This window comes from Spongiibacter sp. UBA1325, from assembly GCF_002306875.1.
Classification (GTDB): Bacteria; Pseudomonadota; Gammaproteobacteria; order Pseudomonadales; family Spongiibacteraceae; genus Spongiibacter; species Spongiibacter marinus.
Map to the genome: position 1 here is coordinate 148797 of NZ_DBTD01000010.1, position 26321 is coordinate 175117.

Genomic DNA, 26321 nt, shown 5'->3' on the forward strand with positions numbered 1-26321 from the left:
GCAACATCAGTAGAAATTCAACGTGTGGCGGGCTGTAGCTGATCAATAAGCAGACTGACCGGCTGCGACGTGGCGTCACCATTCAACGTAGCGGCTTCTGACACCCAGTCACCGGGGCTGCGCATCGCCACCCCTTTAACACTAATGTGGGCGGAAACGCGCAGCGAATCAAAATCACTGAGGGTCGCCCCCTGGCGAATTACGTCACTGTCGGTCACATACACCGTCAGCGGAAAGGCCGCCGTGCCAGCACGCACAGGAAGCCGCACTGCGGCAACCGGCATAGGCGAGCCACTGGGCTCTCGCACAACCACAAACAGCACGCCATTTGGGAAGTCACCCAGCGCCGGCGCAATATCCACACTCAGCTGCAAGCCCTCAATAGCCCCGGTTTCAATCGCCAGGCGCTTCGCTTCGTTTAAACCAGCGGCGATAACCATCGCCTCGCCCGTCTGCGGATCGAGCCCCATCTGAAGACGCTGCCAGTACGTGATCGCATTGAGATAGTCACCGGCAGCAAAGGCGTCGATACCGAGCACGCCCAGAGCCGTGCCCTGCTGGGGATTCACTGCCAGTGAGCGCTCAAGCAGGCTGCGTGTCTGCGCATCTATGACGCGGTTAGCCGATAAATAGCGCGCCTGGGCCAGCTGGGCGAGAATATCGGCATCCTGGGGAAATAAATCAAGCAGGCGCTCGTAGTACTTCACCGCCTCCGCGTAATTACCCTGCTGGCGGCGTATTGATGCCATCGTCATCAATAACTCCGCGTTCTCAGGCCGGCGAACTAAAATATCATCGACCAGCGCCTCGAACCGATGTAGATCATCTTCGCTGGGCTGGTCGGCGGCAAATAACTGCTGCTGAACGTCGAGAAGCCGATAATCCAGCCGATAGCCAAGATAGTCGTACAACGGCAGGGCAAGCGCGGGAAGCAATAGCAATGACAGCCAAAGCACCGGCCCGCGCGAAATGCCAGCGCGAGCCGAAAACTCTGCATTCTCTTCCAGCAACTGCTTGTCCAGCTCAGCGTTGAGCTCAGCCATTTGCTCCTCGCTGATCAAACCCATCTCACGGTCGTTGAGTAGCTCACGCTGTCGCTGGCGATAAAAATCGCGCTGCGCCTGACGGTGCTGTGCTTTATCGTCACCGATCACCCGGCGCGAACGAAACGCCAGCAAGCACAGGCCCATGGCTAGCGCCAATAGCAAGATAACACCGAGTACAAGTGGACTCATGAATTGCCCCCAGAGCGTTCAGAAGGCTTTTCTTCGTCGCTGAGCAACGAGTCGAGCGCAGCGCGGTCGTGATCATCGAGTGGCTGAATCGGCACGCGGCGGGTTCGCCGCGACGCCATCAGCGCCCAGATTGCCAAGCCACCGAGCAGCAAGCCCACCGGCAACAACCAGAGAACCGCCGTCGCGGCATTAAACCGCGGCCGATACAGAATGAAATCGCCGTAGCGATCAACCATGTATTGGGTAATTTCAATGTCTGACTTGCCGGCCATGATCATGGCGTGTAACTGCCGACGAAGATCCTGAGAGATTGCCGAATCGGAACCAGACAAATTTTGGTTTTGACACTTTGGGCAGCGCAGTTCTTCGATAAAGGCGTTGTAGCGCTGGCGCTGCAAATCGGTATCGAACTGGTAGGTTTCAATCACCGCCCAGGACGGCAATGCCAAAAGCAGCAGTGCGAGGAGCAACACGCGGTGGTTCACGGCGACGCCTCCTCCAGTGAGCTGAGCATGGGCGCGAATTGCTCATCCCAGACTTTTTGATCCAGTGCGCCCTGATAACGGAAGCGCACAATGCCCTCGGCGTCGACGAGGTAGGTTTCCGGTGCACCGGTCACCCCCAAATCCAAACCTAAAGTGCCCTGCTCATCAAATACCGTTGCAAAGTAGGGGTCGCCTTTTTCCGCCAACCACTTCAGGGCGGGCTCGCGTCGATCCTTGTAGTCAACGCCCAAAATTGGCACGCCGCGCTCCGCTAATTCCACCAGGAAGGGGTGCTCGTAATGACAGGTCGGGCACCACGTTGCCCATACGTTGACCAGCAACCACCGCTTGGGAAGCTCTGCCCGGCTGAGCGACTCACCTTGCAGGGTTGGCAAAGAGAACTCCGGAAAGGGTTTATTGAGCAATGCCGATGGCAGCGCCGTGGGGCTGTAGTCGCCGGTTTGCACTCGGCGCTGCACGCCGAAGAAAATGGCCACCAGCACTAAAAAGATAATCAGCGGCAAAAATAGTTTAATCCTGCTCACGCTTTCCCCCTCGAACCACCAGTAATTTTTCCCCGGTAGCGCTTATCGCAAATCGCTAACAAACCACCCAACGCCATGAGGATGCCCCCCAACCAGATCCAACGCACAAAGGGTTTAATATGTATTCTGACCGCCCAGGCGCGATCGGCAACAGGCTCGCCAAGCGCAATGTACACATCGCGCAGCACGCCGGCATCGATCGCCGCCTCGGTCATCACCTGCGATGCGCGGGCGTGGTAGCGGCGCTTCTCGGGCGTTAACTGCGCCAGTAGCGTGTCACCGTCATACAAACTAAAACGCCCCTGCTGCCCCTGATAGTTAGGGCCCTTAATGGCCTGAAGGTCGTCGAAAACAACCCGATAGCCAAAGGCGGTTTCCGTACTCTCCCCCACATTCATACGCAGGTCGCGTTCGTCTTGAAAGCTGGTCACCATACCCACGCCGATAAGGGCCAAGGCCAGCCCGAGGTGGGCCACAAGCATGCCGTAGTAAGACGGTGTCAGGCGTCGCAAACCGGCGACAACACTCGATGCATTGCGGGTCTTATCGCGCAAATTAATCAGCGTCGTCGCGACAATCCATACAAATAGCAAGGCCCCGGCACTGGCAGCGAAATGAAATTCGCCGCCGTACAGCCACGGCACCGCTACTCCTAACAGCATTGAGGCCAACAACGCCGCAAGCATCGCACTCATCCAGCGCTGGGTATTACTGCGTTTCCACTGCGAACTGGGGCCAATACCCACCAGCAGCGCCAGCAAGCAGGTAATGGGTACAAACAAAGCATTGAAATACGGCGGCCCCACCGAGTATTTACCCAGGCCGGCAAAATCCATAATGAGGGGGAACAGCGTGCCGAGCAGCACGGTCAATGCGGCAACCACCAGCAAAATATTATTTGCCAGCAGCAGCGCTTCTCGCGATAGCAACTCGAATGGCTTGGCACTATGTTGCGACGGCGCCTTTAAGGCATACAGCGTTAACGAGCCGCCAACCACGACAACGAGAAAAGCCAGAATAAACATTCCTCGAGTGGGGTCTGCCGCAAAGGCGTGCACCGACGTTAGCACTCCAGAGCGGACCAGGAAGGTGCCGAGCAAACTCAACGAGAAGGCAAAAATCGCCAGTAACAGTGTCCAGGACTTAAAAATGCCCCGTTTCTCTGTGACCGCCAAGGAGTGGATCAACGCGGTGCCTACGAGCCAAGGCATGAAAGAGGCATTTTCAACCGGATCCCAAAACCACCAGCCACCCCAGCCAAGTTCGTAGTAGGCCCACCAGCTACCCAGTGTGATACCAATGGTTAAGAACAACCACGCGATATTGGTCCAGGGTCGTGACCACCGCGCCCAGCTGGCATCCATACGCCCACTGAGTAAGGCTGCGATAGCAAAGGCGAACGCCACGGAAAAGCCCACGTAGCCGATGTAGAGCATCGGCGGGTGAATGACCATGCCAGGGTCTTGCAGCAGGGGGTTGAGGTCTTGGCCATCTGCAGGGGTATTCAGAAGATTGCGCGCAAACGGGTTCGAGGTAAACAGGGCAAAGCCGAAGAAGCCAATGGCAACCATGCCCATGACCGACAGCACTCTCGCCAAAATATCCAAGGGGAGTTGCTTGGAAAACACCGCCACGGCAACGGTCCACAGGGTCAGAATCTCCAACCACAATAACAAGGAGCCCTCGTGCCCACCCCACAGCGCACTGAATTTATACGCGACGGGCAATTGAGAGTTGGACTGCAGCGCCACAATATTGACGGAGAAATCATCGCTGAGAAAAGCGTAAAACAGGGCGCTTATGGCCAGCGTGGTAAACAGACACTGCCCCCACGCCAGGGTCGCGCCGGCAGCCATTGCGCGCCGGTCTCCACGCCAGACACCCAACATGGGAACACCCGCTAATAACAGCGCAAAAGCAAAACCAAGAATGAGCGAGAAGTGCCCCAGTTCAATAATCACGAGCCGTTGTACTCCTTGCCTGCTGTCGCCTCCTCGGCACGTGACTGCGCAGATTTTTCCAGGGCTTCGCTGACTTCCGGCGGCATATAATTTTCGTCGTGTTTGGCCAGCACTTCATCCGCGTAAAACACCCCGTCTTCAGCAAGCCGACCGGTAACCACCACGCCTTCGCCCTCGGCGAAGAGATCAGGCAAGATCCCTTCATAGGCCACCGCTACGCTGGCACTGTAATCCGTCACGCGAAAGCGAACTTTCAGGCTGTCAGTGGCACGCTCCACGGAGCCCTCTTCCACCATCCCGCCAGCGCGAATCTTTTTGTCGACCGGCGCTTTGCCCGCGACAATATCGGCAGGTGGGTAAAACAGGTTAATGTTCTCTCGCAAGGCGTAACCCAAGAACGCCGCCGCTGCCGCACTGGCAAGTAAAATAAACACGACGATTCCAAGGCGCTGTTTACGCAGGGGGTGCATGGCCATTACAGCCTCCGTAGCAATAATTTAAAACTGATTTTCAGCCTGACGACGGCGGGCCGCTGCCGCCGCTAGCGCCCGCGCATTGCGACCGCGACGCCGCGATTCAAATACCAGAGCACACAGCACGATCGCACTGGCGGCAAAACTGAACCACACGTAAGGGCCGTGACCATCCATTTGCCAAAGCTGTTGAAGATTTGCAAATACCACTATTACCTCTCCCTTACTTGCCGCTCACCAACGCTTGCACCCAACGGGTATTTTTCTCTCGCTCAATAATTTCGGCGCGAACGAACAGCAACAGTACCCAGCCAAAAAACAGATACATACCGCTGAGCGTTGCCATCAACGGGCGCAACATCGTCGGGTGAATTGTTGATTCACCGACAAACTTGATGCTGGCAGGCTGGTGCAGGCTATACCACCACTCGACAGACCAGTAGATGATCGGGATGTTCACCGCCCCAACAATTGCCAGCACTGCGCAAGCGCGCGCAGCGGCGTCGCGGTTTTCAAAAGCTTGATGCAGGGCGATCAGCCCCAGATACAGGAAAAACAGAATCAATACGGACGTGATGCGGGCGTCCCACACCCACCATGTTCCCCAGGTGGGTTTCCCCCACACAGCGCCAGTCAACAGCGCAAGAAACGTCAGTGCCGCGCCAATCGGCGCCGCGGATTTCATGACAATGGCCGCCAGCTTCATACGCCATATCAAATGTACTGCGGCCGCGGTTGCCATCAGCATATAGCCGCCCATCGCAACAGCGGCGGCGGGAACGTGGATGTAGATAATGCGGAAACTATTCCCCTGCTTAAAATCAGCGGGTACAAAGGCGAGCCCCCACACACAGCCCCCAACAAGCAATAGCAAGGCGGGAATCGCCAACCAAGGCAACAGGCGCCCGCTAAATTGGTAAAACCAGCGTGGGGAGCCCCATTTGTGAAACCATTGCCAATTTGCCAAAGCCAGTCTTTCCTTAATTCAAACCAATACTTACTGATCCACGCTAATGCGCAGGGCGCCCCCAATGGCCAGCGGCGCCAGCGCGAGGGCTGCCATCAACAGCGCCGCCAACACCGCCAGCGGCGGCAGATATGCCATGCCATCGATGGCGCTTTTCACCGCTGCACTGCCAAAAATCAACACCGGAATATACAGGGGTAAGACAATCAACGACAGCAATAGTCCACCCTTGCGCAAACCGACCGTCAAGGCGGCGCCAATCGCACCGATAAAACTCAATACCGCCGTGCCAAGCAACAGGCTAACCATCAGTACAACAAGCCCCTCTGAGGGCAACTGCAGGATGGTTGCCAACAAGGGCGACAACAGGCTCAGCGGCAAACCACTGACCAGCCAGTGACCGAAGGTCTTCGCCAGCACCAGGGGGTACAGCGGTAGCGGGCTCAACAACAGCTGTTCCAAAGTCGCGTCGTCGTAGTCTCCGCGGAACAGGCCATCTGTGGCCATCATTGACGCCAGCAAGGCCACCACCCAGATAATGCCCGGTGCTAACACGGCCAGTTGCTGCCGCTCGGGACCGATACCCAGCGGAAACAAACTGCAAACCATTAAGAAAAACAGCAGGGGGTTGCTCCACTCGCTACCGCGTCGCAGCGCAGCCTGCAAGTCGCGTCGCAACACGGCAAACATCACCGCACCAGTGCCCATCGGGATCACGACGCCCTCCCCAACTCTATACGGCGCAATGGACGGGGCAAGGACAGCGGATGGTGGGTGGTTAACAACACCATTCCCCCGTTGTCGGCAAAGTCACAGATCCACTGTTCTATTTCCGCGACACCGCGCTGATCTATCGCGGTGAAAGGCTCATCCAATAACCAAAGCTGTGCCGGGCAGCAAAATAGTCGCGCCAGATTTACACGTCGCTGCTGACCCGCTGACAAGCTGTAGCAGGGCTGCTGAATAAAGTCGCCCAGCCCCACTGTCGTCAGGGCGCGATGCAAATCGGTGTCGGCAACATGCTGCCCCCGCACCGCACAACTCCAACGCAGGTTTTCCAGGGCGGTCAGCTGCGCTTTGATACCGCTGCCGTGCCCCAGATACAAGCTGTGCTGCCGAAAGTCTTCGCGTTGGGTGATCAAATTCTCACCCCGCCAGTGAATGTCGCCCTCGTAGCGTGACGATAAACCGGCGAGAATCTTTAGCAACGTGGTCTTGCCACTGCCATTGGGGCCGGCCAGTTGCACAACGTCCCCAGCGCTAACAGACAGCGACAGGCCCGCAAACAACACGCGCTCATCTCGCTCGCTGTATAGGTTGTGTAACTTGAGGTCTGGTGACGACAAACTCACTCTCGCTGCTAAAGGCCACCGCATAGCGGCAGTCCGATTTAAAACGCGGCTAAGTATATACGAAATAACATCGAAATCCGCGCCCGGAATCTGGCGCGGCAATTTGTCGCAGCGGCAAAAGACTCGCTGACAGGCTGGTGAGTGCACCCACTACGAGATGGCGGTTACTGACCGCCAGATTGATGGCGCTGTAGCCAGCGCTCCATATCCTGGGTCACGAGGTCGAGGTAGGCTAACGCCTTATTCAGCTTGTCGCCCTCACTCTCACCCCGAAATCCCATCAAGCGATTGCGCACCCAGGCCAATTCGCTGACGAGGTCACTGATTTGCGGCTCGCTGACACGCGCCGCCGCGGGTGCCGATTTCAATTCCTTGTCCACCACCGAAGTCGCTGGGCTATACAGGCTATCCAGCAAGGTGTTCAATTTTGCATCGGATTGCGGCGCGCGACCGGAGGTGGCGGCAGGCCGTGGGTTCGCCGCCGATGACCGCCCCCCTGCTGCCGCGTCGAAAAATACATCAAGTAAGGCATCGCCACTACGCGGCGCGGGCGCTTCGGGCTTCGCTTTCGACTCGTCACCAGCCTGCCCTGCAGCCTTCAGCAGGCGTCCTCTGAGTTCATCGGGAATACGATTAACGGTTTGGTGATTAATCAGCCGGCTCAACATCACTTCAATCGCGCTTGTCGCGCCGATAATCAGCGACACCAGACTCGGGCTGAGGGCAATACGCCGCGTTCTGAGCCTATCCATTACGCGTTCACTTAAACGCGCACACTCGGTTAGCTCGGCCAGCTCCAGGACCGCAGCACCGCCATATAGGGTGTGAAAGCCGCGGTGGATATCATCCAGTATTCGCTGACCATCATAGCCGTACTGCAGCTCTTCCAGCTGCGCAAACAAGCCCTTAACAATATCTTCGGCTTCCGCCAAAAATATCGCCAGGATACCTTCGTGTTCGTTTGCGTCCACAGTATGCACTCTATTGTTATTGATCTCAGGCCAGCTGGATCAGCGAATCCGGATTTGTAATGGCTGGCAATTATGCGCAAAGTCTTGCAGTAACACTGTTGGCCCGGTCACAAAGGGCCAATTTTGTAATCAAATGGTCATGTTTTCGACGTATTCGTGCAAAACAGCTCACGAATTTTGCTTTCCAGCATTGCCGCCGTAAACGGCTTAACGATGTAGGCATCCACCCCAGCCTGCGCAGCGGCGAGGATTTTTTCCCGCTGCGCATCAGCCGTGACGATCATCACCGGTATATGCCTCAGGGCACTATCGGCGCGAATAACCCGCAACAGCTCCAACCCTCCCATTTCAGGCATCAACAGGTCGGTAATCACTAAGTCAAAGTGCTGGTTGTGAAGCATGGGCAATGCCACGCTGCCATCATCAGCTTCACTAATGCGCGCATAACCCAGATCGTTGAGCAAATTGCGCATCACACGACGCATGGTGGCGAAATCCTCGACCACCAGAATTCTGATATCGCGCAAGGACGACGCCCCCCGGGCGGGCGAGTCACTACCGACATCACTGCTGGCAAAAGGATCGGGGGAGCGCTCATCACTCATGCGGCGCCTCCACTCCAACGGGCTGCTGAATCAGGTTCTCTAGGAAAAACGCAAGCTGGCCCGACGGCTTGCGCGGCATAGGCCAATCGCTCACCCGCATTGCCAAGTCCCGGAACGCCCGCGAGGCCGGTGCACTCGGGGCATAATCGACCACTGGCTGTTGCTTTTTCACCGCCTCTCTCAATGCCGGGTCAAATGGAATGCTGCCGCTGTAGATGAGACTGACTGTTAAAAACTGCTCGCAGACACCTGCCAGCTTTTGAACCAAGCGGCGCCCCTCATCTTCGTCGCTAACCATATTGGCCAGAATGCGGAAACGTTGGCGGCCAAAATCACGATTCAATAATTTGATCAGCGCATAGGCGTCGGTCAGTGACGAGGGCTCATTGCAAACCACCACCAGCACCTCCTGGCAGGCGTTGGTAAAGGTTAAAACGGTGTCGGTGATCCCCGCTGCCGTGTCGACGATCAATACGTCCAGCTGCGCCGCCAGGTCACTGAATGCCCGGATCACACCGGCATGTTGTAACTCACTCAAGCGAGTCAGCTGCCGTGCGCCGGAGGATGCCGGGATAATGCGCACACCAGACGGCCCGCTGATCATTGCTTCTTCCAGTGAGCACTCACCGCTAAGGACCTGCTCAATAGTCTGTGGGGCCGACAGCGACAACAAAACATCAACGTTTGCCAAGCCAAAGTCGGCGTCGAGAATCGCCACGCGCTTACCCTGGTGCGCCAGCGCCACAGCGGTATTGATAGCGACATTGGTTTTTCCTACACCGCCTTTGCCGCCGCTTACCCCAATAACCTGAACCGTCATAAAGCGCGTCTCCCGGCAAGGGTGTTTTGCGGGTATCGATAGCTACCAAAATAGCGGTGCCGAGTATCGAGGTATCGCAATCCGATTTGGGCCAGCTCGCGCCTAAGCAGCCGCTGATGCAATGTGGGGCAATCAACAAATACCAGGCCGCTGGCGGTCGACCACGCTTCCCGGTATGCCTCATACACGGGGTTTACGCGCATGGTGCCGAGTAAGCCGCCCAGCCAAAGCCCGAAGAAAATCAACGCGCCGGGCAGGGCGTAGCGAACCACTGCCTGCACCGCCTCGGAGAGCTCGCGGCTGTATGGCCAGAGCACAGTAATCAACACCGCTGACATGACAGCGGCCCAGACTGCACCACGCCAGCTGAGCCCAAGAATATCACTCAGCTGCAGCTCATTGAGATGTGGCAACGACGCTGCCGGAGAACGCGCCTCGTCCCTCGCCCACAACCGCAGGCGCCAGTGCGTGCCCTGCTCACGCTGCATCTGCGCCCAACATTCCAGTGCAGACAGTGCGGGTGCGTCGGGAATAACAAATACCAGTCTATTCATAAGCTATCGCAGCGACTGCAAACGTTCGGTGGCACTCACAACCTCGGTCAGTCGAATACCAAGTTTGTCATCAACCACCACCACCTCTCCCCGCGCAATCAGTCGACCATTGACGAGGACATCTAGCGGCTCGCCTGCTTGACGGTCCAACTCCACCACCGCGCCCTGCTGAAGTTGCAACAGGTCGCGAATGGCCATGTCACTGCCACCCACCTCTAGCGTGACGCGGACGGGAATGTCCATCACCATATCGAGGTCCGGCGCCGCCGCTGTGCGCTCTCGAAGTCGGGCCTGCCCCAGCAGGTCAGATGCTCCAGACGACTCTCCCTCTTCCGCCTCTATTTGTTGGCGCAGCATCTCACGCTCTCGCCGCAGGTTTTCTGGCTCTGTCATTGCCTCACTCCTTATACGCTATGCGCGCCCTTTTATTTTTAACGCCAACTGCCCCTTGCTCATACCGACACTGGCCTTGAGCAGCGATACGCCGGATGCCCGAATTTCGGCTTGCTGACAACTCCCCAAGCTCAGCACATCCCCCACTTTTAAATTGGCGACCTGCCCCAGTGTCATCGCCTTATCTGCCAACACGCAGCGGGTAGGCAGTGGCGTATCCAGCACGGCGCGCTGCATGGCGCCTTGCCACTGCGGGTCGGGTGCCCGGCTCTGCGCCAACTCACTCTGAGAGAGACTCTCTCGCAAGGGCTCGAGCATTGCCAGAGGAAAACACATATGCAGCTCGCCACCGCCACCGCCCTCGGCATCCAATTGAAAACGGCAAACCACAACGGTGTCCGCCGCGCCAACGATATTGGCCAGCGAGGGATTCAACTCGGTGCCCATCGGCTTACACTGCAGTGCGGCAACAGGCTTGCACGCTTCTTCAAAGTCAGCGTGAGCGCGGCTGAGGAGCTTGCCGATCAAACGCCGCTCGGAGGGGCTAAAATCGCGACCATCCGGCACCCCCTGGGCCTCACTGCCGCCGAAGTAGATTTCCACTAAGCGAAAGACCAAGCGCGCATCAAAGACCATCATCGCCGTACCCAGTAGCGGCTCGACGCGCATTAAATTCATACTTGAGGGGATATACAGCGAATGAAGATATTCCGCGTAGGGCGAGAATTGTAGCTCCAGCAGGCTGACATCAACGTCCTGCCCCAGCACGTCGAGCAAACTACTGCGAAAATGTTCGGCAAAGCGCTTACTCAGTTGCTCTAAACCCGGCAGGCGACGTGCCTTCGGTTGCTGCCGACTGGCCAGATCAAACTGGGCATAGCTGGGCTTGGGCTCGATGCCGGGAACTGCTGGCTCGTCCTTCACGGCGGCCAGTAGCGCGTCTATCTCTGCTTGAGAAAGCAAATCCTTCATCGCTGCTGCCCCCTCAGCCACGACCCGCCTGTATTAGTCAAAAAAATGACACGCACTCAACAACGCTCCCTGAGTACCCGAAGTGTTGTTGCCAAATCTTCCTCAACACGCCGAAGCGCCAGGTTTGCCGCCGCGGAATCTGTGTCCTTTGCGGCACCCTCCAGGCACTTGCACTCCTCAGCCAAAGCCAATGCAGCCATCCCTAATGCCCCCCCTTTTAAGGTGTGCGCAATGCGTCGCAACCGCTCAAAGTCGCTGGCGGCGAAGGCGTCTTGCGCATCAGCGATACGCTGCTGACAATCGCGCTCAAAACTCGCGACCAACACACCGATATCACTGCCCATAACCCGCCGAAGTTCGTCGTATTGTTGCTGGTCAATTGTTGTCATAGCTATCCCTGCAAAAGCCAATAAGCTGGTTAGTTTCCAAGTGATAATTTGCGACTGTCGAGCACGATCTCGCCAACACCTGCCAGCCGTTTAGCGGCGGCAACAAGCTCCTGTTTGGCGATCTCTACTTCGCCGTTAGAGGGCTGCCCAAGCAGACGCTCTTCAGGGTGCTGACTCTGCAGCGCGTTTTGCAATGCCGCACGTAATTCACCGGTGGCGCCTTCAAGCGCACGCAGGGCGGTCTGCGGGTTGAGCTGAGATACCAGATTTTTCATATCGGCCTCCGTCAAGCGCTGCAACTGATCAAAGCCAAACATCTGGTCTTCAACACGCTCGGCCAGGCCTGGGCGATGCTCCCTCAAGCCCTCCAATAACGCACTTTCATCGGCAACATCCAGCTCATTAAGCAACGCGGCTGCCAGGCTTTCCCCGGTTAAACGGCGGCCACTGTGGCCACGCGCGTTCAAGTATTCTTCAATCAACCAATCCAATTCCGCCAACGCAGCGGTCGACAGGGACTCCAGCGACGCCAAACGGCTGAGTAACTCCCTGCGTCGCTGGGGGTCAAAACAGGTAATAACAGCCGCCCCCTGCGCCGGCTCCAAACAGGCGATCAGTACGGCCTGTATTTGCGGATGCTCCCTGCGAAGCATGTCCGCTATGGTATCTGCCGCCAACCACTTCAATTTAGCGATCTGCTGCGACTGCCCCTGCAGTGCCAGGTTGCTTTTCACTAGGGCCGCCCGCTCTTCACCGAGGGCCTCCTCAAGCAAATCGCGAATATCTTCTGCCTGGCTGGGCCGCACCAGGGAAAACTTCAGCATATCGTCGTTAAAGCGTGCCAGTAATTGCGCTAGCTGCCCGGCATCCGGCGTTGCCAGGGTGGCCATGTAGCTGGTCAATGCTTGAATTCGTTCCGGGCTGAATTCGCGCATCACGCTTGCGGCAACCTTCGCCTCCAGGGCCATTAGCACCATGGCGGCTTGCTCGGGGGAGCACTGTGAGGTTTGCCCGTCCAGCCAGTGATCAATCACCGCCGCGACACGCGCTGGCTCATCCTCAGCGGTGGTGCGCAGCAACCGCAAATGAACACCGTAGTCGACCCGTTTATGTTTTTTGACTCGGGGTTTGGTCGCTGGCTGCGACATAAGCTGTATAAATAGCGCAACGGCGAGGCTTGCGCCGCCGGACAACAGGCTCACACTGAGCCACTCCGCCTGCCAGAGCAGCGCCGCGACCGCTGCGCCGCCGAGCAATGCGACCAGCAGGAAAAACTGGAATGTAATCAGCACGCGCGGGGCTATTGCCATTGGCTAGCCCCTCCACTAATAGTCATTTTTTTGACAGCGCTGATTTTCAAAGCCACTCAAACCCGTTTCGTCAAATTATTGACAGTAGCGCCTGCGCATATACTTTGGTTATCAATGACTTACGCGACTAGCTACTGCCTACACTGACTGTAATGCAGGTTTTAGGCCAGCTGAGCTTACAGCCGCACTTCGACAAAAGGCAGAGACTGAGGGCTACCCGCATCAATGCTCTGGGCGGCGTCAAAGGGGTGAGCCTCGCGCTCGGCAGAGCGGTCAATATTGAGGTTGGCAAAGTCAAACAAGTCGCGATCTGCGAGCTGTGAGGGAGCAATGTTTTGCATTGCCGAGAAAATTTTCTCTATGCGGCTACTATCCTGCTTTTCCCACTCCAGAAGCATCTTGCGGATATTTTGGCGCTGCAGGTTTTCTTGCGAACCACAGAGGTTGCAGGGAATGATGGGGAACGCTTTATAGGTTGAAAAGCGTTCGATATCCGCCTCCCGGCAATACGCCAGCGGGCGAATAATGACATTGCGCTTGTCGTCAGACAGTAGCTTTGGCGGCATCGCAGCCATCCGGGAGCCATAGAACATATTCAAAAACAGCGTCTGTACGATATCGTCTTTGTGGTGTCCGAGCGCGATTTTCGTGGCGCCAATTTGCTCGGCAAAGCCGTATAGCGTTCCCCGTCGGAGTCGCGAACACAACCCACAGGTGGTCTTGCCCTCGGGGATTTTCTCTTTGACGATTGAGTAGGTGTCTTTGTTAACAATGTAGTACTCGATACCCAGCGTCTCGAGGTATTCGGGAAGAACATGCTCAGGGAAGCCCGGCTGCTTCTGGTCCATATTCACCGCGATCAACTCGAAGGAGACCGGTGCGCTCTTTTGCAGGTTCATCAGGATATCGAGCATGGTGTAACTGTCTTTACCACCGGACAAGCAAACCATTACCCGGTCGCCCTCTTCGATCATCTGAAAATCCTCTATCGCCTGCCCGGTGTGGCGGCGAAGGCGCTTCTGCAACTTGTTAAATTCCAGCTTAGACATTGCCGGCGTCGCAGAACTCGGGGTTTCAGAAGCGGAAAACATAGCTATTGCCTGTGTATCGGTGAACGAAGACGAGCGGCGCATTATATAGAGTTGGCTAAATATCAGCCACAAAGGCTTGAAAAATTCCCCTTCCAGCGTTGGAAACGCCGCTGCGACTGGTAATCTTTGCCTTAGGTGTCTATTATTAGCGCGCCAAAATCTGCTGGCATGAGGTGTTATTTTTACACGGCCAGACCCCGGCACGGGTGCATGCCGGATTGTGTAATCCACGTCCGGTCGCACCCGCTCACAACCGGCTTAAGACCAGATCACTTACCAGAAAGGGAACGCTCCATGAAACAACCCGTTCGTGTCACCGTTACCGGTGCAGCAGGCCAGATTGGCTATGCACTGCTTTTCCGTATCGCTTCCGGCGCTATGCTGGGCGACGATCAGCCCGTCATTCTGCAACTGCTGGACATCACTCCTGCTCTGGACGCGCTGGAAGGCGTAAAAATGGAGCTTGAAGACTGTGCCTTCCCACTGCTGAGCGGTGTTGTCTGCACTGACGACCCCAATGTTGGCTTCAAGGACAGCGACTACGCCCTGCTTGTTGGCGCTCGCCCACGTGGCCCCGGCATGGAGCGCAAGGATCTGCTGGAAGCAAATGCCGCGATCTTCTCTGTTCAGGGTAAAGCGATCGACGAAAATGCCAGCAAAGATATCAAAGTACTGGTAGTCGGCAACCCTGCCAACACCAACGCTCTGATTACTCAGCGCAATGCGCCTTCTATCAACCCGCGCAACTTCACTGCAATGACTCGCCTGGACCACAACCGCGCGATGACGCAGATTGCTCAGAAAACCGGCAAAACCGTTAACGACGTAACGAACATGACCATCTGGGGCAACCACTCTGCCACTCAGTACCCGGATCTGTTCAACGCAAAAGTTGCAGGTGAAACGGCCTCTGACCTGGTTGATCAAGAATGGCTGGAGAACGACTTCATCCCAACGGTTCAGCAGCGTGGCGCAGCCATCATCAAGGCACGCGGTGCGTCTTCTGCAGCGTCAGCAGCCAATGCGGCTATCGACCACATGCGCAGCTGGGCACTGGGTACTGAAGGCGACGACTGGGTATCTATGGGCGTATACAGCGACGGTAGCTACGGCATTCAAGAAGGCCTGATCTACTCCTTCCCCTGCCGCTGCAAAGGCGGCGACTGGGAGATCGTTCAAGGCGTTGACGTCAACGATTTCAGCCGTGCGAAAATGCAGGCGACTGAGCAAGAGTTGGCTGAAGAGCGCGACGGCGTTAAGCACTTGCTGCCCTAAGGCATCGTGCCAGGCAGTAAAGGAAAAGGCGGCCTTCAGGCCGCCTTTTTTGTAAGCGCGTAAATGGAACCAGCCATCAACGGGGACATATCAATGAATAAAACCGCAGTGGTACTCGGTGGCACAGGCCTGGTTGGTAGTGCATTGCTGGAACTCTTGGCTCACAGCCCTGCATTCTCTATCGTGCGCTGCATCAGTCGCCGGGCTCCCCACCTCGACCATCCCAAATTAACGCATTGTCACGCTGATTTTGAGCAACTGGAAAATTACGCAGAGGCATTTCAGGGCGACTGTCTATTTTCCTGCCTGGGAACAACGCGCAAGCAGGCGGGCTCACTGGCCGCTCAGCGTCGCGTCGACGTGGATTATCAGCTTCGCGCCGCTCAAATAGCCGCCCAACAGGGCGTGCCACACTATTTGCTTGTGTCGGCCATGGGCGCGAATTCGGATAGTCTTAGCGCCTACATGCAAATGAAGGGCGAATTAGAGGACGCGGTCATTGCGCTTAACTTCGCAAGCACCAGCATATTTCAACCGTCGCTGCTAACAGGTGCTCGCGACCAACGCCGCTGGGCAGAATCACTCTCCGCCCCGCTTATGGAAGCCGCCTGCCACCTTCCGGGCTTAAAAAACTACCGGCCGATTTCAGGCACACAACTGGCACAAGCGATGCTGGAGCGCAGCCTGGAATACACTCAAGGCCTCAAGCGCTACCGCCTTGGGGAGTGTTTTCCAAAGTCAGAGTAGCCCTCTCAGTCGGGCTCGTCGGCAAACAGCGCACTCGCGCTAAGGCCATTGCTTTCAAACATGCCCCGTAGGCTTTTTAAGGCTTCGACCTGAATCTGCCGCACCCGCTCGCGGGTCAAGCCGATCTCACGCCCGACCTCTTCCAGTGTTGCCGCTTCGTGGCCGCGCAACCCAAATCGCCTTACCACCACTTCTCTTTGCTTATCGCTCAGCTCATCGAGCCAGTGGTCAATGCTGTCGGAGAGGTCATCATTTTGCAGAATTTGACTGGGGTTTAGCGCGTTGTGGTCAGCGATTGTATCCAGCAGCACTTGATCTGAGTCCTGCGCCAGGGGCACATCCACCGACGCCACACGCTCTTTTAGCCCACACAGGCGCTTGGCCTCGGCAACAGGGCGATTCAACTCCCTTGCCATCTCTTCAGGCGAGGGCATGTGGTCCAGCTTTTGGCTCAGCTCGCGCTCCGCACGCAAATAACTGTTGAGCTCTTTTACCACGTGTATCGGCAAACGAATCGTGCGGGTCTGATTCATAATCGCCCGCTCAATAGTTTGGCGAATCCACCAGGTGGCATAGGTAGAAAAACGAAAGCCGCGCTCAGGGTCAAACTTCTCAACGGCGCGAATAAGCCCCAAATTTCCCTCTTCCACCAAGTCGAGCAAAGTAAGGCCTCGATTTAGATAGCGGCGGGCAATTTTCACCACCAAGCGCAGGTTACTCTCTATCATGCGCTTGCGACCGGCCTCATCGCCTTTGCGAGCCAGGCGCGAGTAATAGACTTCTTCATCGGCAGTGAGTAACGGCGAATAGCCGATTTCGTTGAGGTATAGCTGAGTAACATCTAACTCAGCGCTGTGGCGCTTACTGCGTTTTAAGCGACTGATGCCTTTTTCAGTTGTGGATTCTTGTTGTTTTTCTATATCCGTATCTGCCACGCCCTTAACAGGCCGCGACGCTTTTCCGTTCGATTCATATACCCGCATCGTCGAATCCTTATGCAAGATTGTTATTGTTTCGACTTGGGTGACGCCCTCTTGCTCCTCCTACTCTAACGCCGCGGAAGCAGCTTCAAGGGATCAACCGGTTTTCCGTCAATTCGAACTTCAAAATGCAACTTCGCCGAGTTCGTACCGCTGTCACCAAGTTCAGCGATGATTTGCCCAGCGTTAACGCTCTCTCCCTCTTTTACCAGCAAGCGCCGATTGTGGCCGTAGGCACTTAAGTAGCGCTCTGAGTGTTTCAATATAAGTAGGTTGCCGTAACCCACCAAGCCACTGCCTGCGTAAACGACAACACCACTCTTCGATGCCCTTACAGGCTCACCCATTTTACCTTTGATATCAATACCCTTGTGGGCCTGCCCGGTCGCAACAAACCCTCGTGTAAGCGGCCCCTTTACCGGCCAGCGCCATGACTCCTTCGCGGCGCTACGCGGCGGCGACGGCTTTTTCGCAATGGTCTTTTTTTGAGGCTTTACGGTTGGCGTAGGGGTTTTTACTGAGGGTGAAGAAACGGATTTCCCCGCGATTTTTTTCGGCGCGGACGGCGCAGCATAACGCTCTTTCAACATGATCGCCTGGCCGGGGAAGATGGTGTACGGCGCTCGAATGTTGTTAGCGTTCGCTAACCGTTTAACGTCGAAGCCGTAACGCCATGCGATTGAGAAAAGGGTGTCACCACGGCTGACAATATAATAGGGCGGCGGTTTTTCTGAGGGGTTGTATCGGTCAACAACCGGCGCAGCACGATGGGGAGCACTGCATGCGCCAAGCGCCAACAACAGCACAGCCACAAGCAGCGTGTATCCTACCCTCTTCACTGACGCGGAACCTTCATAGCGAGCTTTCCAGTGGCAATTTGTCATTGGCAACGACTCATTGACCCTAAAGCGAACAAAAGATTCTTTTTATCCGCAGCAGGATCAAGCGGGTTTTGATTATTATCAGTGATTTAAACGCCTCGGCTTATGTAAAAATAATCTTAAAAAAGTCTCAATTTCTACTGGCTACGCGTTCGAGCAAAAGGACAGTCGCGAAACCCACGGCCATCAGCAGCGCACACATCAACCACTGAGGGTCGGCCTGTTCAGCGTACTGCATGGGCCAGACATTATGCCAATCGACGCTGTGCTCATCGGTTAATAACCGCCCTGCTGAGGAAAGCTTCCACGGCCAGATCACCGCCAATGATCCCAGCAGAATCCCCGTCAGCGTAGCCAGCAACGAGCGCCGATGAGTGTGCATCAGGTAGCTAAGCAGGCGCACAAACAACATCAGGCCCGTGGCGCAACCCAGCATGAACACCGCGATCATGCCAAGGTCCATCGACTTAATGGCATTGATAATGGGCTCGTACATACCCAGCAACAGCAGGATAAAACTGCCTGAAATTCCCGGCAAGATCATCGCGCATATCGCCACCGCACCCGCGCCATAAACGGTCAGCATATTCACCGGCACCTCAGCCGGGCGCAGCGCGGAGATGACCAGCGCGAAAACCAAGCCCAGTACAACAAAGCCAACAGGCTGCCCCCGGCCGGGAATCTGCTGGTAGACAAACAATGCCGACGCGAGAATCAACCCGAAAAAGAAGGCTGCCAGCAACAGCGGGTGAGTAGCCAGAGCCCAGGATATCGCCCGTGCCAGCGACAACACACTGATGGCAATTCCCAGTAATAAACTCAGCAGAAAACCGCCGTTAACGTACTGCCATGCCGCCGACGGACCACGCGTGAACAATAACTTGAGTGCCTGCAGGTTGCAGGCTTTCAAACTTTCAATCAGCTGGTCGTAAATACCGGTGATGAAGGCAACCGTTCCTCCCGAGACTCCCGGTACAATATCAGCAGCACCCATTGCCGCCCCGCGCAGCATCACGCCGGCGCTAAAGCCCTTCATACATCTTCCTTAATTGAATTTGGCAACACGTTTAGGCGACAACACCGCCCACCAGGGGCACGAACAACACCGGCTCAATGCACTGCTCTTCAATGCCGTCTTCGTGGCGGTCGTAAACATATAGACTCTGCGGTTTGCCCTGTTCACCGACGGGTATAACCAGCCTGCCGCCCACCGCAAGTTGTTCTAATAACTCAGCTGGCACCACCTCTGGCGCCGCCGCCGAGAGTATCGCATCGAAGGGCCCACGCTCAGGCCAGCCCATACCGCCGTCAGCATGGCGCAAATGCACATTGTGCAGGCCCAAATGGCGAAGGCGCTTGCGCGCTTTCTCCTGCAAGGGACGGATACGCTCAACACTGAACACGCGCCCGACGTGTTGCGCCAGGATGGCTGTTTGATAGCCCGATCCTGTGCCCACTTCCAGCACGCGCTCACGCGGGCCATTGGCCAACAACAGCTCTGTCATACGGGCGACAATATAGGGCTGAGACAGGGTTTGCTGGAAGCCTATCGGCAGCGAACTGTCCTCATAGGCGCGGTGAGCCAGCGCTTCATCCAGGAAAATATGCCGCGGCGTGGCGCGAATGGTATCCAGGACTTTTTGATTGCTAATACCCTGCGCTCGCAAACGCTCAATCAGTCGATCCCGGGTACGCTGGGACGTCATCCCAATACCTTGCAAGTTAATACTGCTCACCTTTGCTCTTCTCTGTTTTATGGCCTTCAGGCGTTAATAAATTCTCTCACAAGCGCTGTAGCGAAACAGCCACTGGGCAGTGAAAACTGCAACTGCAGCTGATCATCACTTAACCACTGCCAGCATAATTCCTTTGGAACAACCCGCAGACTGCGCCGCTCCATTTTCATGCCGTGGCGCAGTAAACCGTCGCACAGCGTTTTATGGGCGGCGAACACCGATTGTTCCATGGCGTCCACCTCAGCGGTAACACTGTGGCGCGCCACCTTGCCAAACAAGGGGCCACTGGGGTGAATATCCCCCTCGGCGATGCGTTTTTCGATATCCTCATCCGGCTCAGCCGCAAAAACACTGCCGCTGTCGCGCAAGCTATATAGCTCACCCTCTAAGGGCGATAGCCACGTTCCTGCCTGCAATCGTAATGCCAAAACCTCATTAAACAGGTAAGAGCGCGCCGAGGACAGGTAAATACTTCGCTGAAATCGCTGAGGTTTACTCTCTCCCTCAAACCAAGCGCGGCACTGCTCGATATTCGCACCCTCGTGGCCAAAGCGCTGCTCACCGAAATAGTTGGGGTAGCCGGCGCACAGCATCTTCAGACGGCGATCGATGTCATCGCGGTCGCCAACCACCTCGCGCAGACGAATCACAAAGCGATTGGCACGGTGACTGCCAGGGCGCAGTTTCTGCCGGTGCCGCCCCCAGCGCTGTACCTTCCAAAAACTGTCGCCCGATAGCTCAGCAATATCGTCCCAGTCTCGCCCCTGCTTACCAGGCAGATGAACGCAGAACCATTGCCGAGTTAAGGCATGTCGGTCCTTCAATCCACTATAGGTAACGGCTTTGAGGGAAACACCGGCTAGGTCAGCGATACGGCGGGCAACATACTCGGTGTTATTGCCACGCTTCTCCACCCACAGCCAATCGAATTCACCATCGAGGCTAAATTCAACATCAAACTGTTCTTCGACTTCAAAATCCTCGGGCACGCTGCGCAGGCGTCCGCGCGCCTGAGGAGCGCCGAGATAGGTGGGCCAGTCAGGCAGCATTGGCATCGCGCTCAAGCAATACAACAGCGTCAACGGCAATGCCCTCTTCCCGGCCCACGAAGCCAAGTTTTTCAGTCGTGGTTGCCTTCACGCTAATATCAGCCAGCGCCACATTCAGGACGCTCGCAAGGCGCTGACGCATCATAGGGATATGCTGGGCGAGCTTTGGCGCCTGAGCGGCGATGGTAATATCGGCATTTCCCAGTGCATAGCCTTTCTGCTTTATCAGCGCGTAGCAATGCGTTAACAGCTCAGCACTATCGGCGCCCTTGTATGCCGCATCGGTGTCGGGAAAATGCTGACCAATATCGCCCAGTGCCAAGGCACCGAGCAATGCATCGCAGAGCGCGTGAATGGCAACATCACCGTCGGAATGCGCCTCCAGCCCATGGTGGTGATCGAGCCGAATACCGCACAAAACAATGTGATCCCCACTGCCAAAGCGATGAACATCGTAGCCGTGACCAATACGCACACCACTCATCACCGCACTCCTTCGCGCGACTGCGCCTGCAAATAGAATTCCGCCAATGCTAAATCCTCGGGATAGGTCACTTTGATATTCGCGGCACTGCCTGCCACCAGCTGTACGCTGCCGCCACAGTGTTCAATCGCAGACGCTTCGTCGGTTACCGTCAAGCGGTGCTCTCGGCAGTAGCGCAGCGAGGACACCAGCTCTCCATAGCGAAATACCTGCGGCGTTAGCGCGCGCCACAAAACGCTGCGGTCCAGGGTTTCTTCAACCTCATTGGCTTGGCCCGCTCGTTTTACGGTATCGACAATCGGCGCCGCCAACAGTCCACCGCGCTGCTGAGAAAGCGTAGCCTGAATCAGCGCCGACAAATCGGCCGACGTCAGGCAGGGCCGCGCCGCATCGTGCACCAACACCCAATCCGCATCACTGGCCTCACCGCGCAGCGTCAGCAGTGCCATCTCCACAGAGTCTGCTCGTTCACTGCCGCCAACGACGGCCCGAACCCGGGGGTGATGGCTTAAGGGTAGAGAGGAAAACTGCTCATCACTGGGGTGAAGAGCAAACAACACGGCTGAGATTTGAGGTTCAGCCAGCAGGGCTGATGCACTGTGTTCGATAACAGTGCGACCAGCGAGAGGCATGTACTGCTTGGGACGCTCACTGGCAAAACGGCTGCCTCGGCCGGCCGCTGGAATAATGGCCCACAAACGCTGTGTCACGGTGAGTCTTCTATGATGAGATAAAACGTTTCGTCCTCGCGAATCAACCCCATATCATTCCGGGCTCTCTCCTCGATGCTATCGAGGTTATTCTTGAGGCTATGCACCTCACCCAGCAGCCGATCATTGCGCTGCCGAAGCGCGGTATTGTGTTGCTGTTGTTCGCCAATTTCCCGCCGCAGACTAACGATCTGCTCCCAACTGCCGCTGCCATTCCACAGGCGCAATTGCAGCGCAAGCAGTAATACCAGTAGCAGTAGCAGCAATCGGCGGCGGGTCATTGCTTATCCTTTGTCGGTGCTCAGAGACCACGTTTGCCTCTGAGCACACGTACACAGTGCGATCAGGCGCGGAACTCATCGCGACCGCGATAGGCTGCGCCGAGTTCTGCTTCAATACGAAGCAAGCGGTTGTACTTAGCAACGCGGTCAGAGCGACACAGTGATCCGGTTTTGATCTGGCCAGCAGAGGTTGCAACCGCCAAATCGGCAATCGTGGTGTCTTCTGTCTCACCGCTGCGGTGAGAAATCACAGCCGTGTAACCGGCATCTTTTGCCATTTTGATTGCATCCAGTGTCTCGCTCAGCGAGCCGATTTGATTGAATTTAATCAAAATTGAGTTGGCGATGTTGTTATCGATACCGCGCTTCAAGATGCTGGTATTGGTCACAAACAGGTCGTCACCCACCAGTTGCACACGCTCACCGGTCAGCTCAGTCAATGCAGCCCAGCCGTCCCAATCGCTCTCATCCATACCGTCTTCGATAGAAATAATGGGGTAGCGCTGAGACAAGCCGTCCAGATAGGCGGCAAAGCCGGCGGCATCAAACTCTTTACCTTCGCCGCTGAGCTTGTACTTACCGTCTTTGTAAAATTCAGAGGCCGCGCAATCCAGCGCCAGAGTCACGTCTTCGCCAAGGGTGTAACCGGCGTTAGAAACCGCCTCTGCAATCACTTCCAGAGCCGCTTCGTTCGAGGGCAAGTTGGGAGCAAAACCGCCTTCATCACCCACAGCGGTGCTAAGACCACGGCCGGCAAGCACCTTTTTCAATGCATGGAAGATTTCAGCGCCAATGCGCAGCGCTTCCGCAAACGTCGGCGCCGCAACGGGCTGAATCATGAATTCCTGAATATCGACGTTGTTATCCGCGTGCTCGCCGCCATTCAAAATGTTCATCATCGGCACCGGCATGGTGTACTGGCCTTCCGTACCGTTAATTTGTGCAATGCGTTGGTAAAGCGGAATACCTTTCTCTGCCGCAACCGCCTTTGCAGCCGCCAGAGAGACTGCCAAAATCGCGTTGGCGCCAAACTTCGCTTTGTTCTCGGTACCGTCGGCGTCGATCATCGCTTTGTCGATCGCACGCTGATCTTCGGCATCCATCCCCATCAATAGATCGCGAATATCGGTATTGATATTGGCGACGGCTTTGGTCACGCCCTTACCCAGGTAGCGCGACTTATCGCCGTCACGCAGTTCGAGGGCTTCACGTGATCCCGTCGATGCACCAGAGGGAGCACAGGCACTACCTACCGCCCCAGAGGCCAACACAACGTCTGCCTCCACGGTGGGGTTACCGCGAGAATCCAGTACCTCGTATGCCTTAATGTCGACGATTTCTGCCATGGGGTGATCTCCTTCCTATAAGTCGTATCGCGACGCCGAGCGTCGTTATTGTTTTAAAAAATGAATAGGGTTTAGCGAATGTCCAGCGCCGGCAATGACTTCACAAGATCATCGACAGCTTTCATTTGCTGTAAAAACGGTTTCAGTGCAGACAGCGGCAGCGCGCTGGGGCCGTCGCATAACGCTTGATCCGGATTCGGGTGCGCCTCCAGAAACAGCCCAGCCAGCCCCTGGCTCATCCCCGCCCGACCCAGCTCCGCAACCTGGTGACGGCGGCCACCGGAGGCCGCGCCCATCGGGTCGCGACACTGCAGGGCGTGGGTAACGTCAAAAATTAACGGCGCGCCGCCACTGACTTCACGCATGGTGCGAAAACCCAGCATATCGACAACCAGATTGTCATAGCCAAAATTACTGCCGCGCTCGCACAGCATGACTTTTTCGTTGCCACACTCCGCAAATTTCTCGACGATATTCTTCATTTGCGCGGGGCTCAGGAACTGCGGCTTTTTGATATTAATCACCGCATCGGTTGCCGCCATCGCCGCAACCAAATCCGTTTGCCGGGCGAGAAAGGCTGGCAGCTGAATAACATCGCAAACCTTAGCCACCGGCGCTGCCTGGTGAATTTCGTGAATGTCGGTGATCACCGGCACATTAAAGCTGCGCTTGATCTCTTCAAAGATTTTTAAACCTTCATCCATACCGGGGCCGCGGTAAGAATGAATGGAAGATCGATTGGCTTTATCGAAAGACGCCTTGAAAACATAAGGAATACCCAGCTCGGCGCACACCTCCACGTAGGCCTCCGCCACGCGCATGGCCAAGTCTCGCGACTCCAGTACATTCATACCACCGAAAAGCACGAAGGGCAGATCATTGCCCACATCCAAGCCAGCAACGTTGAGATGTTTATCCTGCATAGGGAACTCCGCTTGCAAGGCGGCGCGCATCCCGCACCACCATGTTTTTAGTTAGGGGCGCGGGCGCGATCATTACGCCTGCTGGTGCTTCAGGGCAGCACGCACGAAACCGGTGAACAACGGGTGACCGTCGCGCGGTGTCGAGGTAAATTCCGGGTGGAACTGGCAGGCGACAAACCAGGGGTGGTCCGCCACTTCAACCACTTCGACCAAGCTCTTATCGGCCGACCAGCCACCAATGCGCAGGCCATTATCCTGCAGAGCCTGAACGTAATTATTATTCACCTCATAGCGGTGGCGATGACGCTCGGTAATTTGCGCGGCGCCGTATATCTCCTTCGCCAACGAGCCGTCGCTGAGGTGGCACATCTGAGCACCCAAGCGCATGGTTCCCCCCAGGTCGGATTCAGCGTCGCGCTGCTCCGTTTCACCTTCAGAGGTCACCCATTCGGTGATCAGACCAACAACCGGATTGGCGCCATCTTCAACGAATTCACTACTGTTGGCATCGCTGATACCCAGGACATTGCGCGCGAATTCAATAACGGCAACTTGCATACCCAGGCAGATGCCCAAGTAGGGAATGTTATTTTCGCGGGCGTACTGAACAGTGCGAATTTTACCTTCGACGCCGCGATTACCAAATCCACCCGGTACAAGAATACCGTCGACATCCTTCAGCGCATCAACACCTTCGGTCTCGATGGTTTCGGAGTCGATATAGCGCACATTGACCTTGGTGCGCGTGTGAATACCGGCGTGCTTCAGAGCCTCGTTCAGCGACTTATACGCGTCGAGCAGCTCCATATACTTGCCCACCATCGCAATGGTCAGGCTCTGATCCTGATGCAAGTCACCGTCGATAACGCTATCCCACTCCGACAGGTCGGCCTGAGGACAATCGAGGCCAAAGCGCTCAACCACTAAGTCGTCCAGGCCTTCCGCAGACAGCAGCGAGGGAATACGGTAGATGGAATCCACATCGCGCAAAGGAATAACCGCGCGCGACTCCACATTGGTAAACAGGGCAATCTTGTGACGGCTGCTGAGGTCGATTTCGTGATCTGAGCGGCAAAGCAATACGTCTGGCTGCAGACCAATAGAGCGCAATTCCTTCACCGAGTGTTGAGTTGGCTTGGTTTTGGTCTCACCGGCTGTCGCAATATAAGGCACCAGCGTCAGGTGCATCAGCATCGCGCGCTTGGCGCCGAGCTCTATTTTCAGCTGACGAGCCGCTTCGAAGAACGGCAGGCCTTCAATATCACCAACGGTGCCGCCTATTTCGACAATGGCGACATCTGCATCACCAGCACCCGCAATGACGCGGCGCTTGATCTCGTCGGTAACATGGGGGATCACCTGCACCGTGCCACCCAGGTAGTCGCCGCGGCGCTCCTTGCGCAATACGGTTTCGTAAACGCGGCCGGTGGTGAAATTATTACGCTTGTTCATTTTTGCACGAACAAAACGCTCGTAGTGGCCAAGATCCAGGTCGGTCTCTGCGCCATCTTCAGTTACGAACACCTCGCCGTGTTGAAACGGGCTCATGGTGCCTGGATCCACGTTGATGTAGGGGTCCAATTTCAGCAGGGTTACTTTCAGCCCACGCGCTTCGAGAATCGCCCCGAGCGATGCAGAGGCAATACCTTTGCCAAGAGAAGAAACAACGCCGCCAGTGACGAAGATGAAACGCGCCATGTGATGCCTATATATCGAGCTGGTAAGGGTGCAGGACTCAAAAAAGCGATGCTTTAAAGGCCCCTGTATGATGGGCGCTCAGTTTAAC

The 26321-nt window shown here is 56.2% G+C and carries 31 protein-coding genes; 2 read left to right on the top strand and 29 right to left on the bottom strand.

Annotated features, from left to right (window positions below; genetic code table 11):
• Positions 1-17 precede the first annotated feature (17 nt).
• From ccmI to ttcA, 18 genes are all read right to left on the bottom strand, one after another.
• Complete coding sequence (gene ccmI / locus B3K78_RS12670) at positions 18-1235, bottom strand: c-type cytochrome biogenesis protein CcmI (protein WP_286695735.1); 1218 nt, start codon at positions 1233-1235, stop codon at positions 18-20.
• Complete coding sequence (locus B3K78_RS12675; RefSeq protein ID WP_204995780.1) at positions 1232-1720, bottom strand: cytochrome c-type biogenesis protein; 489 nt, start codon at positions 1718-1720, stop codon at positions 1232-1234. The genes ccmI and B3K78_RS12675 overlap by 4 nt, the downstream gene beginning before the upstream one ends.
• Complete coding sequence (locus B3K78_RS12680; protein WP_286695736.1) at positions 1717-2265, bottom strand: DsbE family thiol:disulfide interchange protein; 549 nt, start codon at positions 2263-2265, stop codon at positions 1717-1719. Before B3K78_RS12680 ends, B3K78_RS12675 begins: the two co-directional genes overlap by 4 nt.
• Complete coding sequence (locus B3K78_RS12685; protein ID WP_286695737.1) at positions 2262-4226, bottom strand: heme lyase CcmF/NrfE family subunit; 1965 nt, start codon at positions 4224-4226, stop codon at positions 2262-2264. The genes B3K78_RS12680 and B3K78_RS12685 overlap by 4 nt, the downstream gene beginning before the upstream one ends.
• Complete coding sequence (gene ccmE / locus B3K78_RS12690; RefSeq protein ID WP_204996043.1) at positions 4223-4696, bottom strand: cytochrome c maturation protein CcmE; 474 nt, start codon at positions 4694-4696, stop codon at positions 4223-4225. The genes B3K78_RS12685 and ccmE overlap by 4 nt, the downstream gene beginning before the upstream one ends.
• A gap of 27 nt (positions 4697-4723) precedes the next feature.
• Complete coding sequence (gene ccmD, locus B3K78_RS12695) at positions 4724-4909, bottom strand: heme exporter protein CcmD (protein WP_286695738.1); 186 nt, start codon at positions 4907-4909, stop codon at positions 4724-4726.
• Between the two features lie 13 nt (positions 4910-4922).
• On the bottom strand, positions 4923-5666 hold the full coding sequence (locus B3K78_RS12700; protein WP_027873936.1) for a heme ABC transporter permease: 744 nt from the start codon (positions 5664-5666) through the stop codon (positions 4923-4925).
• Between the two features lie 30 nt (positions 5667-5696).
• Positions 5697-6374 (bottom strand): heme exporter protein CcmB, encoded by a 678-nt coding sequence (ccmB, locus tag B3K78_RS12705; protein WP_286696197.1) that lies wholly within the window; start codon positions 6372-6374, stop codon positions 5697-5699.
• 5 nt (positions 6375-6379) lie between these two features.
• Positions 6380-7042 (bottom strand): cytochrome c biogenesis heme-transporting ATPase CcmA, encoded by a 663-nt coding sequence (gene ccmA / locus B3K78_RS12710; protein WP_286695739.1) that lies wholly within the window; start codon positions 7040-7042, stop codon positions 6380-6382.
• A 140-nt stretch (positions 7043-7182) separates the two neighbouring features.
• Positions 7183-7989 carry an Hpt domain-containing protein gene (locus B3K78_RS12715; protein ID WP_286695740.1) on the bottom strand — a complete coding sequence of 269 codons (807 nt, stop codon included), beginning with the start codon at positions 7987-7989 and terminating at the stop codon, positions 7183-7185.
• A 137-nt stretch (positions 7990-8126) separates the two neighbouring features.
• Complete coding sequence (locus B3K78_RS12720) at positions 8127-8507, bottom strand: response regulator (RefSeq protein WP_286696198.1); 381 nt, start codon at positions 8505-8507, stop codon at positions 8127-8129.
• A gap of 79 nt (positions 8508-8586) precedes the next feature.
• Positions 8587-9414 (bottom strand): MinD/ParA family ATP-binding protein, encoded by an 828-nt coding sequence (locus B3K78_RS12725; protein WP_286695741.1) that lies wholly within the window; start codon positions 9412-9414, stop codon positions 8587-8589.
• Complete coding sequence (locus B3K78_RS12730; protein ID WP_286695742.1) at positions 9411-9968, bottom strand: hypothetical protein; 558 nt, start codon at positions 9966-9968, stop codon at positions 9411-9413. The genes B3K78_RS12725 and B3K78_RS12730 overlap by 4 nt, the downstream gene beginning before the upstream one ends.
• A gap of 3 nt (positions 9969-9971) precedes the next feature.
• Positions 9972-10361 (bottom strand): flagellar motor switch protein FliN, encoded by a 390-nt coding sequence (fliN, locus tag B3K78_RS12735; RefSeq protein WP_204995788.1) that lies wholly within the window; start codon positions 10359-10361, stop codon positions 9972-9974.
• Positions 10362-10379: 18 nt separating this feature from the next.
• Positions 10380-11333: a flagellar motor switch protein FliM gene (gene fliM, locus B3K78_RS12740; protein WP_286695743.1), complete on the bottom strand. Its 954-nt coding sequence runs from the start codon at positions 11331-11333 to the stop codon at positions 10380-10382.
• 56 nt (positions 11334-11389) lie between these two features.
• Positions 11390-11722 carry an Hpt domain-containing protein gene (locus B3K78_RS12745; protein WP_286695744.1) on the bottom strand — a complete coding sequence of 111 codons (333 nt, stop codon included), beginning with the start codon at positions 11720-11722 and terminating at the stop codon, positions 11390-11392.
• A 29-nt stretch (positions 11723-11751) separates the two neighbouring features.
• Positions 11752-13032 carry a flagellar motor switch protein FliG gene (locus tag B3K78_RS12750; RefSeq protein ID WP_286695745.1) on the bottom strand — a complete coding sequence of 427 codons (1281 nt, stop codon included), beginning with the start codon at positions 13030-13032 and terminating at the stop codon, positions 11752-11754.
• A gap of 176 nt (positions 13033-13208) precedes the next feature.
• Complete coding sequence (gene ttcA, locus B3K78_RS12755) at positions 13209-14081, bottom strand: tRNA 2-thiocytidine(32) synthetase TtcA (RefSeq protein ID WP_286696199.1); 873 nt, start codon at positions 14079-14081, stop codon at positions 13209-13211.
• 336 nt (positions 14082-14417) lie between these two features.
• Here ttcA and B3K78_RS12760 point away from each other — a divergent pair, with 336 nt between their 5' ends.
• Both B3K78_RS12760 and B3K78_RS12765 read left to right on the top strand, forming a co-directional pair.
• Positions 14418-15398, top strand: a complete 981-nt coding sequence (locus B3K78_RS12760) for a malate dehydrogenase (RefSeq protein WP_204995792.1) — start codon at positions 14418-14420, stop codon at positions 15396-15398.
• Positions 15399-15491: 93 nt separating this feature from the next.
• A complete protein-coding gene (locus B3K78_RS12765; RefSeq protein ID WP_286695746.1) occupies positions 15492-16145 on the top strand; it encodes an NAD(P)H-binding protein in 654 nt (217 codons plus the stop codon).
• Positions 16146-16150: 5 nt separating this feature from the next.
• Here the strand turns inward: B3K78_RS12765 and rpoS are convergent, their stop codons facing one another.
• From rpoS to pyrG, 11 genes are all read right to left on the bottom strand, one after another.
• Positions 16151-17128 (bottom strand): RNA polymerase sigma factor RpoS, encoded by a 978-nt coding sequence (gene rpoS / locus B3K78_RS12770; RefSeq protein WP_204995794.1) that lies wholly within the window; start codon positions 17126-17128, stop codon positions 16151-16153.
• 65 nt (positions 17129-17193) lie between these two features.
• The gene (locus B3K78_RS12775; protein ID WP_286695747.1) at positions 17194-17964 is read right to left on the bottom strand and encodes a peptidoglycan DD-metalloendopeptidase family protein; all 771 of its coding nucleotides are present in this window, start codon (positions 17962-17964) and stop codon (positions 17194-17196) included.
• A gap of 172 nt (positions 17965-18136) precedes the next feature.
• On the bottom strand, positions 18137-19042 hold the full coding sequence (locus B3K78_RS12780; protein ID WP_286695748.1) for a DUF368 domain-containing protein: 906 nt from the start codon (positions 19040-19042) through the stop codon (positions 18137-18139).
• Between the two features lie 31 nt (positions 19043-19073).
• Positions 19074-19712: a protein-L-isoaspartate(D-aspartate) O-methyltransferase gene (locus tag B3K78_RS12785; protein ID WP_204996048.1), complete on the bottom strand. Its 639-nt coding sequence runs from the start codon at positions 19710-19712 to the stop codon at positions 19074-19076.
• Between the two features lie 56 nt (positions 19713-19768).
• Entirely contained in the window at positions 19769-20791 is a 1023-nt protein-coding gene (gene truD, locus B3K78_RS12790; protein WP_286695750.1) for a tRNA pseudouridine(13) synthase TruD, read from the bottom strand.
• Complete coding sequence (ispF, locus tag B3K78_RS12795; protein ID WP_286695751.1) at positions 20781-21275, bottom strand: 2-C-methyl-D-erythritol 2,4-cyclodiphosphate synthase; 495 nt, start codon at positions 21273-21275, stop codon at positions 20781-20783. Before ispF ends, truD begins: the two co-directional genes overlap by 11 nt.
• On the bottom strand, positions 21275-21985 hold the full coding sequence (gene ispD / locus B3K78_RS12800; RefSeq protein ID WP_286695752.1) for a 2-C-methyl-D-erythritol 4-phosphate cytidylyltransferase: 711 nt from the start codon (positions 21983-21985) through the stop codon (positions 21275-21277). Before ispD ends, ispF begins: the two co-directional genes overlap by 1 nt.
• A complete protein-coding gene (gene ftsB, locus B3K78_RS12805) occupies positions 21982-22266 on the bottom strand; it encodes a cell division protein FtsB (RefSeq protein WP_286695753.1) in 285 nt (94 codons plus the stop codon). Before ftsB ends, ispD begins: the two co-directional genes overlap by 4 nt.
• A gap of 62 nt (positions 22267-22328) precedes the next feature.
• Positions 22329-23612, bottom strand: coding sequence for a phosphopyruvate hydratase (gene eno, locus B3K78_RS12810; protein ID WP_204995799.1), 1284 nt, complete (start codon positions 23610-23612; stop codon positions 22329-22331).
• Positions 23613-23683: 71 nt separating this feature from the next.
• Positions 23684-24535 (bottom strand): 3-deoxy-8-phosphooctulonate synthase, encoded by an 852-nt coding sequence (kdsA, locus tag B3K78_RS12815; RefSeq protein ID WP_204995800.1) that lies wholly within the window; start codon positions 24533-24535, stop codon positions 23684-23686.
• A gap of 72 nt (positions 24536-24607) precedes the next feature.
• Positions 24608-26233, bottom strand: coding sequence for a CTP synthase (pyrG, locus tag B3K78_RS12820; RefSeq protein WP_204995801.1), 1626 nt, complete (start codon positions 26231-26233; stop codon positions 24608-24610).
• Positions 26234-26321 lie beyond the last annotated feature (88 nt).